This window comes from Pseudogulbenkiania subflava DSM 22618 (assembly GCF_900177275.1).
In the GTDB taxonomy this organism is placed as follows: Bacteria; Pseudomonadota; Gammaproteobacteria; order Burkholderiales; family Chromobacteriaceae; genus Pseudogulbenkiania; species Pseudogulbenkiania subflava.
Genome location: NZ_FXAG01000021.1, coordinates 25,087 through 38,302, shown reverse-complemented (window position 1 = coordinate 38,302; position 13,216 = coordinate 25,087). Strand labels below are relative to the sequence as shown.

At 62.6% G+C, this 13,216-nt stretch carries 12 protein-coding genes; 6 read left to right on the top strand and 6 right to left on the bottom strand.

The features are described from left to right. Nucleotides 1-7 precede the first annotated feature (7 nt). Together B9N72_RS16490 and nudC are read left to right on the top strand one after the other, a co-directional pair. Entirely contained in the window at nucleotides 8-1,141 is a 1,134-nt protein-coding gene (locus B9N72_RS16490; RefSeq protein WP_085277382.1) for a YbdK family carboxylate-amine ligase, read from the top strand. Between the two features lie 25 nt (nucleotides 1,142-1,166). Then, nucleotides 1,167-1,952, top strand: coding sequence for an NAD(+) diphosphatase (gene nudC / locus B9N72_RS16485; protein WP_085277381.1), 786 nt, complete (start codon nucleotides 1,167-1,169; stop codon nucleotides 1,950-1,952). Between the two features lie 189 nt (nucleotides 1,953-2,141). Here nudC and B9N72_RS16480 read toward each other — a convergent pair whose 3' ends face one another. The 3 genes from B9N72_RS16480 to apaG form a co-directional block, all read right to left on the bottom strand. Further along, entirely contained in the window at nucleotides 2,142-3,599 is a 1,458-nt protein-coding gene (locus B9N72_RS16480) for an aminoacyl-histidine dipeptidase (RefSeq protein WP_085277380.1), read from the bottom strand. A 485-nt stretch (nucleotides 3,600-4,084) separates the two neighbouring features. Beyond that, entirely contained in the window at nucleotides 4,085-5,878 is a 1,794-nt protein-coding gene (locus B9N72_RS16475) for an ABCB family ABC transporter ATP-binding protein/permease (RefSeq protein WP_085277379.1), read from the bottom strand. Nucleotides 5,879-6,058: 180 nt separating this feature from the next. Continuing rightward, on the bottom strand, nucleotides 6,059-6,439 hold the full coding sequence (gene apaG / locus B9N72_RS16470; protein ID WP_085277378.1) for a Co2+/Mg2+ efflux protein ApaG: 381 nt from the start codon (nucleotides 6,437-6,439) through the stop codon (nucleotides 6,059-6,061). A 144-nt stretch (nucleotides 6,440-6,583) separates the two neighbouring features. On the opposite strand from apaG, the gene rpe reads away from it, so the two are divergent. From rpe to trpE, 4 genes are all read left to right on the top strand, one after another. Beyond that, nucleotides 6,584-7,264: a ribulose-phosphate 3-epimerase gene (gene rpe, locus B9N72_RS16465; RefSeq protein ID WP_008953632.1), complete on the top strand. Its 681-nt coding sequence runs from the start codon at nucleotides 6,584-6,586 to the stop codon at nucleotides 7,262-7,264. A gap of 2 nt (nucleotides 7,265-7,266) precedes the next feature. Next, nucleotides 7,267-8,016, top strand: coding sequence for an SDR family NAD(P)-dependent oxidoreductase (locus tag B9N72_RS16460; protein WP_085277377.1), 750 nt, complete (start codon nucleotides 7,267-7,269; stop codon nucleotides 8,014-8,016). Between the two features lie 94 nt (nucleotides 8,017-8,110). Next, nucleotides 8,111-8,779, top strand: coding sequence for a phosphoglycolate phosphatase (locus tag B9N72_RS16455; RefSeq protein WP_200811034.1), 669 nt, complete (start codon nucleotides 8,111-8,113; stop codon nucleotides 8,777-8,779). Nucleotides 8,780-8,911: 132 nt separating this feature from the next. After that, nucleotides 8,912-10,375, top strand: a complete 1,464-nt coding sequence (gene trpE, locus B9N72_RS16450) for an anthranilate synthase component I (protein WP_085277375.1) — start codon at nucleotides 8,912-8,914, stop codon at nucleotides 10,373-10,375. Between the two features lie 108 nt (nucleotides 10,376-10,483). On the opposite strand, the gene B9N72_RS16445 is transcribed toward trpE, so the two are convergent. The 3 genes from B9N72_RS16445 to argF form a co-directional block, all read right to left on the bottom strand. Beyond that, nucleotides 10,484-10,687, bottom strand: coding sequence for a DUF2788 domain-containing protein (locus B9N72_RS16445; RefSeq protein ID WP_008953628.1), 204 nt, complete (start codon nucleotides 10,685-10,687; stop codon nucleotides 10,484-10,486). 94 nt (nucleotides 10,688-10,781) lie between these two features. After that, on the bottom strand, nucleotides 10,782-12,002 hold the full coding sequence (locus tag B9N72_RS16440; protein WP_085277374.1) for an argininosuccinate synthase: 1,221 nt from the start codon (nucleotides 12,000-12,002) through the stop codon (nucleotides 10,782-10,784). Between the two features lie 250 nt (nucleotides 12,003-12,252). Next, entirely contained in the window at nucleotides 12,253-13,176 is a 924-nt protein-coding gene (gene argF, locus B9N72_RS16435; protein ID WP_085277373.1) for an ornithine carbamoyltransferase, read from the bottom strand. Nucleotides 13,177-13,216: the final 40 nt, after the last annotated feature.

The following is a 13,216-nucleotide window of genomic DNA, read 5'->3' as shown; positions in this document are numbered from 1 at the left end:
AAGGATCATGCTGGAATTTTCGACCAGCCAGCCCCTGACACTGGGCGTGGAACTGGAACTGATGATCGTCAACCGCCGCGACTACAACCTGACACGCGGCTCCGACGATCTCCTGCATCTGCTCGGGCGCCGCCCACACGGCTACGACATCAAGCCGGAGATCACCCAGGGCATGATCGAGATCGGCACGGCCGTGCATAGCGACGTCAACGCCATGCTCGAGGAATTGCTGGCCATCCGCGCCCTGCTGGTGCGCACGGCCGAGAAGCTCAACCTGGGACTCGCCGGCGGCGGTTCCCACCCGTTCCAGCACTGGAGCGACCAGCGCATCTACCCCAAGGAGCGCTACCAGCTGGTTTCCGAGCTATACGGCTACCTCGCCAAGCAGTTCACCGTCTATGGCCAGCATATCCATATCGGCTGCCCGGATGGCGACACCGCGGTGCGACTGACGCACTACCTGTCGCGCTACATTCCGCACTTCATCGCCCTGTCCGCCTCGTCCCCGTTCCACCAGGGGGTCGATACGCTGTTCCAGAGTTCGCGGCTGACCAGCGTCAACGCTTTTCCGCTATCCGGCTCGATGCCGTGCGTCGGCAACTGGGACGAATTCAACGACTACTTCACCGGCATGGCCGACCTCGGCATCGTGGCGAGCATGAAGGATTTCTACTGGGACATTCGCCCCAAGCCGGAATATGGCACGGTGGAAATCCGCATCTGCGACACCCCGCTGGGGGTGGATACCCCGGTGCTGCTGGCAGCGTACGCCCAAATGCTGGCCCGGCAATGCTTCGAAGATGGCTGGGACGATATCTCGCCGGCCCATTACCTGACCTACAGCTACAACCGCTTTCAGGCGTGCCGCTTCGGCTACGACGCGGTGCTGGTGGACGGAGTGAAGAAACGTCAGACCAGCCTGCTGGAAGACATGCTGGACACCCTCAACGGGCTGTTGCCACACGCACAAGCACTCGGCATCGAGGCCCAGCACAATGCGTTGCGCGAACGGATACTGCAGCGCCGCCTCGACAGTCATTGGCTGCGCCAGGTCTACGACGACAGCGGCTCGCTGTCTGAAGTGGTGCGCCGCCAGAGCGAGTTCTGGATGTACGAAGCCCCCGCGCTCAGCGTAAACTGACGTGATGTCCAACAGGATGCCACCCATGTCCTTCGATCTGCCGAGCCAACCCGACCTGTCCCTGCCCGCCCAGTGGTGCGTGTTTGACGAACAACGCCTGCTGCTCGTCAACGGCACGCTGCCCGGCAGCGAAGCCGCGAGCTGGCCGCTCACCGAGCGGCTGTTCCTGGCCCGCCAAGGCGAGGTCAACCTGTTTCAGGGAGAGCTGGTGGGAGCGGCGCCCGCGAGCGGCGAATGGGTGAGCCTGCGCCAGGCGCTGATGCAGCTACCGGCCGAGCTGGCTCCTGCGCTGGCGCGTGCGGCACAGTTGCGCCAGTTCCGCCGCACCCATCGTTTCTGCGGTCACTGCGCCACCCCGTTGCAGCAACACGAGCACGATCAGGGACGGCATTGCCCGCACTGCGGCCAGCTCTACTACCCGCGCCTGTCGCCGGCCATGATGGTGGCGATCTATCGTGGACAGGAGCTGCTACTGGCACGCGCCCCGCATTTCGCACCCGGCATCTACAGCGCCCTGGCCGGCTTCGTCGAAGCCGGCGAAACGCTGGAAGAGTGCGTGCATCGCGAAGCGTTCGAGGAAGTGGGGGTACGGCTGAAGAACCTACGTTACGTCGGCTCCCAATCGTGGCCATTCCCGCATTCACTGATGCTGGCCTTTACCGCCGAGTACGCCGGCGGCGACATCGTGCCGCAAGAGGGCGAGATCGAGCACGCTGCCTGGTTTCCTATCGACAACCTTCCCCTTATCCCGCAGTCGATGTCCATCGCCCACTGGCTGATCCGCCACGCCGTGGCCGAACTGTCGCGCTGACTCAGCGCCCTCGGTCATCGCAACCCCCAGGTCGCCAAAGAAGCCGCCGCAGCGGCAGAGCAGATGAACGGACTGACCGAGACGATTCGCCAGGGCTTCGCCCGCCTTGGTACCAGCCTTGACGTGCCGCCACGCGGTACAAGCACAAGGCCCCGCTCGCGGCGGGGCCTTGTCGCAGGGAACCACACCTCAGGCGCGCTCGGGCACGGCCTCCAACACGGCCTGCAGCAGGCGCCAGGCATGGCCGACCGTCTCGACCCTCACCCGCTCGCCCGGTGCATGGGCGCCACGAATGTCCGGACCGAACGACACCATGTCCATGTGCGGGTATTTGCCCCCCAGGATGCCGCACTCCAGGCCGGCGTGAATCACTTTCACCTCGGCCCGGCTACCGTATTCACGCTCGTAGACCTGCTGGAACAGCTCCAGCAGCAGCGATTGGGGATTCGGCGCCCAGCCGGGGTACTGGCCCTCTCTCTCCACCTCGGCACCGATCAGCCCGAACAGACTCTCGATCTCGTCGGCCAGTTGCCGCGCCCCGGCGTCCAGCAACGAACGCACCATGAAGTTGGCGAACAGCTTGCCCTGGCCCAGCGCAATCACCCCCAGGTTGTTGGAGGTCTCCACCACGCCCGGAACACGGCGACTCATGCGCCGCACTCCGTGTGGAGCGGCGTGCAAGGCCGCGAAAATGACACGCTGATCAGCCGGGGACATAGCCACGTTGGCCGAAGCCGGCTCCAGGGCCAGCGTCACGCCCTCGTCCACGCCCGCCAGCTCGAAACGTGCCTCCTGCTGGAACGCGTCCAGCCGCGCCACCAGCTTTTCGGCGGCGGCAGCCGGATAGGCCACCACGGCGAAGGCTTCGCGCGCCAGCGCATTGCGCGCCGACCCGCCCTGGAACGAGACCACGCGCAGCGCCAGCTCGTCTTCGAGCTCGCGAATCAACCGGATCAGCAGCTTGTTGGCATTGCCCCGTTCCTCGTGGATGTCCACTCCGGAGTGGCCGCCACGCAGCCCCTTGACCGACAGGCGCCCCACCTCATAGCCGGCCGGCAACGCCTCCTCGGCGTAAGCACGACGCACGTTGACGTCCACACCCCCAGCGCAGCCGAGGTAGAACTCTCCCCAGTCTTCGGTATCGATATTGATCAGCAGATCGCCTTCGAGCACACCGACGTCCAAGCCGAGGGCGCCCCCCATGCCGGCTTCCTCGTCCACCGTCAGCAGCACCTCGACCGGCCCATGGGCCACGGTATCGCTGGCCAGCACGGCCAACGCCAGCGCCACGCCGATGCCATTGTCGGCGCCCAGCGTGGTGTCTTCCGCCACCAGCCAGCCATCGCGCAGGGCCGGCCGAATCGGGTCCTTGAAGAAGTCATGCTCCGTGCCTGAGTTAGCCTGGCACACCATATCGAGATGGCCCTGCAGCACCACTCCGCGTCGGTTTTCCAGCCCAGCGGTGGCCGGTTTCCTGATGATCAGATTGCCGGCACGGTCGACCTGCGTCGACAAGCCTTTCAGTTCCGCCCAGCCCTGCAGGTAGTCGCGCAGATGCTGTTCGTGCTTGGAGGGGCGAGGAATCTCGCACAGGGTCTGGAAGTGCTCCCACACTTCGCGTGGTTCGAGTTCTGCGATGGCTGTCACGTCGGATCCTAACGCACAGCGGGTCCTGACTGCGAACCCTGCCGGCGAGCTTGCTAAGAAAATGTTATAGGTGTTTCTGCTACCCAATCGACTCTAGCATGCCCTTCGTCCAAGTGTCATGAAGGCAAAAAACCTGGCGAAACACAGCAACCCGGCTTCGTCTGCCGCCAGGCTTCTCCGCTACGCCTCCGGCATACCTACCCGCCCGTTGCAGCAACACCCTGCAACACTTCGCCCATCCCAGAGGGAGAAACTCTCTCACCCGCGCCAAGCCAGCAACGACGGGCCTTTCCGCTGATCGACCGGCGCAGACCGGAAGGCGCCGCCTTGTGCCAAGCAGTGTACCCATGCGCCGATTCAGCGAGATGGCCCACGGGATTCGGAAGGGGGTTCGGACAGTGTGATGCGACAGCAAAAAGGGGCCGACAAGGCCCCCTCAAATCTATTACCAAAAACAAATCAAAATTCGACTACATAACCAAATGTTATAGAGCTTCGGCCGTATTCTCGCTCTCCTGCTGCAGCAGCCACATCTCCGCGTAGCGACCGTTCTGCTCGACCAGCTGGCGATGGCTGCCGCGCTCGATCACCCGGCCGCCATCCAGTACCACGATCTCGTCGGCGTCGACCACCGTCGACAAGCGGTGCGCGATGATCAGCGTGGTGCGGTTGGCCGAAATCTCGGCCAGTTCGTGCTGGATCGCCTTCTCGGTGCGCGAATCGAGCGCACTGGTCGCCTCGTCGAACACCAGGATCGGCGGATTCTTCAGGATGGTGCGGGCAATCGCCACGCGCTGCTTTTCGCCGCCGGACAACTTCAGGCCGCGCTCACCCACCAGGGTGTCATAACCGTCCGGCAGGCCAACGACGAAATCGTGGATGTGCGCCGACTTGGCCGCCTCGATGATCTCCTCGCGGCTGGCGCCGGGACGACCGTAAGCGATGTTGTAGTAGATGCTGTCGTTGAACAGCACGGTGTCCTGCGGCACGATGCCGATGTGCGCGCGCAGGCTGTCCTGCGTCAGCTGGCGGATGTCGGTGCCGTTGATGCTGATGCCCCCGGCACTGACGTCGTAGAAACGGAACAACAAGCGTGACAAGGTCGACTTGCCGGCCCCGCTCGCTCCGACCACTGCCAGCGTGCGCCCCGGCGGGATGCTCAGGCTGACATCGTGCAGAATCTGACGCTTGGCGTCATAGCCGAAGTCGACATGCTCGAAACGCACCCCGGCGGCACGGGTCGCCAGTACCTCGGCACCAGTACCGTCAGCCACCTCGGCATGGGTTTCCAGCAGGCCGAACATGCGTTCCATGTCGGCCAGCGAGTGCTTGATCTCGCGATAAATGAAGCCGAGAAAATGCAGCGGCGAATAGAGCTGGGTCAGGTAGGCCGACACCAGCACCACATCGCCGACGGTCATGGTCCGGTCCACCACGCCCCGTGCCGCCAGCACCATGATCAGCGTCACGCCGACCGCGATGATGACGCCCTGCCCAGCATTGAGGAAGGACAGCGACACCTGGTTTTTGATCGCCGATTCTTCCCAGGCGGCAAGATTGGTGTCGTAGCGCGCCGACTCGTAGGCCTCGTTGTTGAAATACTTGACCGTCTCGTAGTTGATCAAGGCATCGATCGCCTTCGAGTTGGCCTTGGAATCGAGTTCGTTCATGCTGCGGCGGAACACCGTGCGCCACTCGGTCACCACCAGCGTGAAGGTGATGTACACCGCGATGGTCCCCATCGTGACCACGGCAAACCAGCCGTTGTAGCGGTGCAGCAGGATGACCGCCACCATCAGGATTTCCAGCAGCGTCGGCAGAATGTTGAACACGGTGAAATTGAGCAGGAAACCGATGCCGCGGGTGCCGCGTTCGATGTCTCGGCTCATGCCGCCGGTCTGGCGGTCCAGATGAAAGCGCAGCGACAGCTTGAACAGGTGTTCAAATACCGAGCGCGCCACGGTACGGACCGCGCCCTGGATGACTCGGGCAAAGATGGCGTCGCGAATCTCCCCCAAGAGGCCCGCCATCAGCCGGGCCAGACCATAACCGAGCAGTGCCGCCACCGGGATTGCCAGCAAGGTGGCGGGAACCGACAACTGATCGACAATATCCTTAAGGTAGAGCGGAACACTGACGTTGGCGACCTTGGCCAGCACCAGGCAGGTCATTGCCAGCAAAACCCGCCACTTGAACGCCCAGAGGTAAGGCAGCAAGGTTTTCAGGGTTTTGAGGTCGTTGCGATCTTTGGGCGCCGGGCCGCTATGGGTGAAACGCATGGTGGGTTTGCCTGTTTGCCGAGCTTGGCCGATGATGGACAGGTGGGGCCTCACCGTCACCCTATCAACCTCACCGGGATGATGCCGATGTGGATACTGCTTGCCGAAGCCGCCCTTGCCCTTGGACTTGCCGGCTTCATTGTCTGGTGGACCTGGCCCAAACGCTAGGCCGGACCAGAATCAGTGCAACACGCGCGGGGCGACCAGCTGGAACTCGGGAATTTCCGCCTCGAAGCGCTGGCCGTCGTCAGCCAGCATCTGGTAGCTGCCCTTCATGGAGCCGAACGGCGTGCCGATTTGCGACCAGCTGCTGTACTCGTAGCTCTGCCCCGGTTCCAGCCGCGGATTTTCCCCCACCACGCCCATGCCGCGCACTTCCTGCACCTTGCCGTCGGCTTCGGTAATGAACCAGTGCCGGCTGATCAGCTGGGCGGTTTTCGTCCCGCTGTTGGTCAGCCTGATGCGGTAGCTGAACACATAGACATCCGCAGCCACGTTGGAGCGCTCTTCCACATAGGAGGATTCGGCCGTGACTTCGACACAGTATTCTTTGTTTGCCATGGAGGGGGTCCGTTCAGGCGGGCCGGGCGGCGCCGATGTTCCCATTCTAGCAGCAATCCGGCCCCAGGCCGGGGCGTGAAAGCATGACGCTGCCCGGCGATGGGGCTACAATTCGCTTTTCCGTCCTGCTTGTTAGTTCATCTCATGCGCCCATTCCGCATCGCCCCCAGCCTGCTTTCCGCCGACTTCGCCCGTCTTGGCGAAGAAGTTCGTGACGTCATCGCCGCCGGCGCCGACATCATCCACTTCGACGTGATGGACAACCATTACGTGCCCAACCTGACCGTCGGCCCGCTGGTCTGCGAAGCCATCCGCCCTCACACCAGCGCCCCGATCGACGTGCACCTGATGGTTACCCCGGTCGATGCACTGGCCGCCAGCTTCGCCAAGGCCGGCGCCGACATCATCACCTTCCACCCGGAGGCATCGCACCACATCGACCGCACGCTCGGCCTGATCAAGGACGCCGGCTGCAAGGCCGGTTTGGTGTTCAACCCGGCCACCCCTCTGTCCTTCCTCGACCACGTCATGGACAAGATCGACATGATCCTGCTGATGTCGGTCAACCCCGGCTTCGGCGGCCAGAAATTCATTCCGCAGACGCTGAACAAGGTGCGCGAAGCGCGTCGCCGCATCGACGAGTACACCGCAGCCCACGGCGGCGAGATCTGGCTGGAAGTGGATGGCGGCGTGAAAATCGATAATATCGCCGAGATCGCCGCGGCCGGCGCCGACACCTTCGTGGCCGGCTCCGCCATCTACGGCACCGACGATTACAAGGCCACCATCGACGCCATGCGCGCCGAACTGGCCAAGGCAGGCTGATCATGCCCAACGCCGCCATCGTCACCGGGGCCTCGCGCGGGCTGGGGCTCGCCCTGTGCATCGACCTGCTGGCACGCGGCTTCTGCGTGGCGGCGCTGGCGCGCAGTCAGGGGGAGGGCCTGGCCAGGTTGGCCGAAGCCCACCCCGGGCAACTGCACTGGCTCAGTACCGACCTGAGCGACCCGGAGCAGCAAGACAGCGCCATCGCTCGCGCCCTGGCCACCCTACCGCGGGACGGACAGATACTGCTGATCAACAACGCCGGGGTAGTCTGGCCGATCGCGGCGGCCGGCCACTACGACGACCATGCTTTGCGTCACGCCCTGAGCCTCAACCTGGCGGCACCGATGGTGCTGTGCAACCGCTTTCTCGCCGACACCGCCGCCTGGGCCGACCGGCGCATTCTCAATATCTCCTCCGGCGCCGCCGCCAAGGCCTACCCGGGCTGGGGCGTTTACGGCACCGGCAAGGCGGGGCTGGATCACTTCAGCCGCCACCTCGCTGTGGAACAGGCCACTTCGGCCAACCCTGTACGGGTCGCCGCGGTCTACCCGGGCGTGATCGATACCGACATGCAGGCCGAAATCCGCCATGCCGCACCGGAAAGCTTCCCTGCCCTGCCGCGCTTTCTGGCGTTGAAACAGGAGGGCGCACTGGACAGCCCGGCCACGGCAGCCGGCAAACTGCTGGACTACCTGCTGGGGCCCCGCTTCGGCGAGGAGCCGGTGGTCGACATCCGCGCCCAGCCGTGAGTCGCGGCGCGGCTGGTACCAGTGCCTGGTGTATACTGGCGGGCAGGACAACCGTTTTCACCTGCCCGTGCAGGCGCTCACTTTCACACATCCCATGACAGCAAAACACATCAAGGCCGTGGCGTTCGATCTGGACGGCACCCTGGTCGACTCCATCCCCGATCTGGCCGCCGCCGCCAATGCCATGCGCGATCACCTGGGCCTGCCCGCCCTAGCCGAACTGCGCATCCAGCAGCATGTCGGCGACGGCATCGCCAGCCTGGTCCACCGCGCCATCACCGACGAGCGCGACGGCCAGGCCGATGCCGCCCTGTGGGAACGCGGCTTCACCTTTTTCGTGCAGTACTACCGCGACCACCTCAACGTACACAGCCGCGTCTACGACGGCGTGCACGACGCCCTCGGCCTCTTACGCGCACTGCAACTGCCGCAGGTGGTCATCACCAACAAATCGGAACGGCTGGCAGTACCGCTGCTGGAGGAGCTCGGCATGGCCTCCTCGTTCAGCATGATCCTGGGCGGCGACAGCCTGCCCGAGAAGAAACCCTCGGCCATGCCTCTCCTGCACGCCTGCCAGACGCTGGGCATCCGCCCCGACGAGCTGGCCATGGTCGGCGACTCGCACAACGACGTACTGGCGGCACGCGCAGCCGGTAGCCTGGCCGTGGCGGTGAGCTACGGCTACGGTGACGCCGCCAGCCTAGAGGCTGATCACGTGGTGGACAGCCTTGTCGAACTCTACGATTTGTTTAAGAATACCTGACATTGTCTGACGCATTTCTGGATACCGTTTGCATCATGAAATTCCTGCCCAACTTGGCCAGCTGGCGATGGCAACCCTGAGCCACACCTCCGTTTGCATCGTTTTCCGTTTCTGGTCATTTTGGGATAAAGCATGACGCACGACGAATTCACCCGCCTTGCCGCCGCCGGCTACAACCGCATTCCGGTCACCCTCGAACTGTTCGCCGACCTCGACACCCCACTTTCGGTCTACCTGAAGCTGGCCAACCAGCCCTACTCCTACCTGCTGGAGTCGGTAGTGGGCGGCGAACGCTTCGGCCGCTACTCCTTCATCGGCCTACCCGCCACCACTCGACTGCGCGTCAACGGCCACAAGGTCCAGGTCGAATACGGCGACAAGGTCATCGAACAATACGAGGGCGACCCGCTCGCCTTTATCGATGCCTTCCAGCAGCGCTTCCGCACACCTCCGGTCGAGTCGCTGCCGCGCTTCACTGGCGGCTTGGTCGGCTATTTCGGTTACGACACCATCCGCTACATCGAGAAGCGGCTGGCGGCCACGCAGAAACCCGACCCGGTCGGTACCCCGGATATTCTGCTGATGCTGTCGGAAGAGCTCGCCGTGGTCGACAACCTGTCCGGCAAGCTCTACCTCGTGGTGTACGCCGACCCGGCGGTGCCTAACGCCTTGATCAAGGCCCAGGCTCGCCTCGGCCAGTTGCGCGCCAAACTGCGCGAACCGGCGGCCATTCCTCTGTCACTGCCGAGCCAGCCGACCCAGGCGCACTCCGAATACGGCCAGAAAGAGTTCAAACACGCCGTTGAGCGTGCCAAACAATACATCGTCGACGGCGACATCATGCAGGTGGTGCTCGCCCAGCGGCTGCAGATGCCCTATCACGACTCGCCGCTGACGCTGTACCGTGCGTTGCGCAGCCTGAACCCGTCGCCGTATATGTTCTTCTACCACTTCGATGATTTCCACGTGGTCGGGGCCTCGCCGGAAATTCTGGTACGACGCGAGACCGACACCGTGACGGTACGGCCGATCGCCGGCACTCGCGTGCGCGGCAAGAACCGCGAGGAAGACGAAAGGTTGGCCGAAGAACTACTGGCCGACCCGAAGGAAATCGCCGAGCACGTCATGCTGATGGATCTCGGCCGCAACGACGTCGGCCGTGTCGCCGATGTCGGCAGCGTCAACGTCACCGACAACATGGTGATCGAACGCTACTCGCACGTGATGCACATCGTCTCCAGCGTCGAGGGCCGCGTATCCCCCGAGGTTTCGAACATCGACATCCTCAAGGCCGCCTTCCCGGCCGGCACCCTGTCCGGCGCCCCGAAAGTGCGTGCCATGGAGATCATCGACGAGTTCGAACCCACCAAGCGTGGCGTCTACGGCGGCGCCGTCGGCTACCTCGGTTTCTCCGGCGACATGGATCTGGCCATCGCCATCCGTACCGCCGTGGTCAAGAACAATATGCTCTACGTGCAATCCGGTGCCGGCATCGTCGCCGACTCGGTTCCCGAGTCGGAATGGCAGGAAACCCAGAACAAGGCGCGCGCCGTGATACGTGCCGCCGAGCTGGCACAGAGCGGGCTCGACGCTTGAGCCGGCGCCATACGCGCACACGTGCATAAAAAATGCCGGCCTTTCCAACAGGAAAGGCCGGCATTTTTCTGATCAATCAAGCAACTACAAGCGCACGACCCCAGTCGGCTACTTCAGAATGAAAAACTCCACCAGGACATTCTTGAAGATGAAGCCACCAACCCCCAGCCCCAGCACCAGGAACAGCACCGCCGTGCCGAACTTGCCGGCGCCCGACTTCTTGCCCAGATCCCAGATGATGAATCCGATGAACACCACGAGACCGGTCAGACACACGGCCAGCGAGATATTGGTGAACTGCTCTTCGCTCATTGCAAGTCCCTGATTTGTTTAGCCCCGACATTATACGGAGCCCATAAAAAAACCGCACCACCCGGGTGCGGTTTTTTGTATCGCCATGCCACTGTTACTTGTTGTACAGCTTGGCGGCAATGCGCATGCGCAGCGAATTCAAACGGATGAAGCCGGCGGCATCCGCGTGGTTGTAGGCACCGAAGTCTTCATCGAAGGTCGCAATGTTCGGGTCGAACAGCGAATCGGTCTTCGAATCGCGGCCCACCACGATCACGTTGCCCTTGTACAGCTTCAGGCGCACCCAGCCGTTCACGGTAGCCTGCGAAGCGTCGATCATGCTCTGCATCATCTTGCGCTCCGGGCTCCACCAGTAGCCGTTGTAGATCAGGCTGGCGTACTTGGCGATCAGCTCGTCCTTGAGGTGAGCCACTTCGCGGTCCAGCGTGATCGATTCGATGGCGCGGTGCGCCTTCATCATGATGGTGCCACCCGGGGTTTCGTAGCAGCCGCGCGACTTCATACCGACATAGCGGTTTTCCACGATGTCGAGACGGCCGATGCCGTGCTTGCCGCCGAGGCGGTTCAGTTCAGTCAGCACCTGGGCCGGGCTCATCTGCACACCGTTGATGGCGGCGATATCACCGTTCTTGTATTCGAATTCGACGTATTCGGCCTGGTCCGGAGCATTCTCCGGCGACACGGTCCACAGCCACATATCTTCTTCCGGCTCGGCGGCCGGGTTTTCCAGCACGGTGCCTTCGTAGGAGATGTGCAGCAGGTTGGCGTCCATCGAGTACGGGCTGCCACCGCTCTTCTTCTTGGTGATGTCGATGCCGTTCTTCTCGGCGTAGGCCAGGAGCTTCTCGCGCGACAGCAGGTCCCACTCGCGCCACGGGGCGATCACTTTGACGTCCGGTTTCAGCGCGTAGTAGCCCAGCTCGAAACGCACTTGGTCGTTGCCCTTGCCGGTGGCGCCGTGCGATACCGCATCGGCACCGGTCTGGTTGGCGATCTCGATCTGGCGCTTGGCGATCAGCGGACGGGCGATCGAAGTGCCCAGCAGGTACTCGCCCTCGTAGATGGCGTTGGCGCGGAACATCGGGAACACGAAATCGCGCACGAACTCTTCGCGCAGGTCGTCGATGAAGATGTTTTCCGGCTTGATGCCCAGTGCCACAGCTTTCTTGCGTGCCGGTTCGACTTCCTCACCCTGGCCGATGTCGGCAGTGAAGGTCACCACTTCACACTGGTAGGTATCTTGCAACCACTTGAGGATGACGGAAGTATCCAGGCCGCCCGAATAGGCCAGCACTACTTTTTTAATGTCAGACATTACGTTTTCTTTCGGCGAAATGTTCAGAGTTCCATTGCAGGAATGTAGGCCTATTTCAGTAGGCGAGCGAGCCAAAGCAGATCGAGCGCCGCCGGGGCAGAGGAACCGGAATGTACACAAAGTACATGAGGATTCCGAATCGCTGAGTGAATCCACCCGTGCAAATCTTCGGTTTGCTCAGCGATCGATTCGCACGCAGTCCGTCGGCGCTCAAGATGTGAAGGCGCAGCCGCCTAATGAAATAGGCTCTTTAGTCGTCTACACGACCCAGCAGGAGATATTCTATTAGGGCTTTTTGTCCGTGCATACGATTTTCCGCTTCGTCCCACACCACGCTTTGCGGACCATCAATCACGTCGGCGGCAACCTCTTCACCACGGTGGGCTGGCAGGCAGTGCATGAACAGGGCATCCGGCTTGGCGTGCTTCATCAAACCGGCGGTGATCTGATAGTTGCGGAAGGCTTCCATGCGCGCCACAGACTCCGCCTCGAAGCCCATGCTGGTAAACACGTCGGTGGTCACCAGATCGGCTCCAGCCACGGCACGCTCGGCGCTATGGCCCGGCTCGAAATGCTCGGGACCGTAATGCTGGCCATCGAGGGTCTTCAACTCGTAGCCTACCGGCGTCGCCACCTTGAGCTTGAAATCGAGCAGTTTGGCGGCCTGCAGCCAGGTACGGCACATATTGTTACCGTCGCCCACCCAAGCCACGGTCTTGCCCTTGATCGGACCGCGATGCTCGATAAAGGTCAGGATGTCTGCCAGTATCTGGCACGGGTGATACTCGTTGGTCAGCCCATTGATCACTGGCACGCGCGAGTTGGCGGCCAGACGCTCGACATTGGATTGTTCGAAGGTGCGGATCATGATGATATCGCTCATGCGCGACAGCACCCGTGCCGTATCCTCGATCGGCTCGCCGCGCCCCAGCTGCGACGTGTTGGCATCGAGGAACATGGCGTGGCCGCCCAACTGGGACATGCCGGCTTCGAACGACACCCGGGTACGCGTGGAGTTCTTCTCGAACACCATCGACATCACCTTGCCTACCAGCGGGCGGTACAGCTCACCGGAGCCATGTCGTCGCTTCAGTACCTGGGCACGCTGGAAGAGGTATTGGTAATCATCGCGGTTCAGGTCACTGAATTGCAGGTAATGTCTTACTTGCGTCATGGTCACAATCCAAAATAAATGGCCGCCGGGCCCGGAAGTC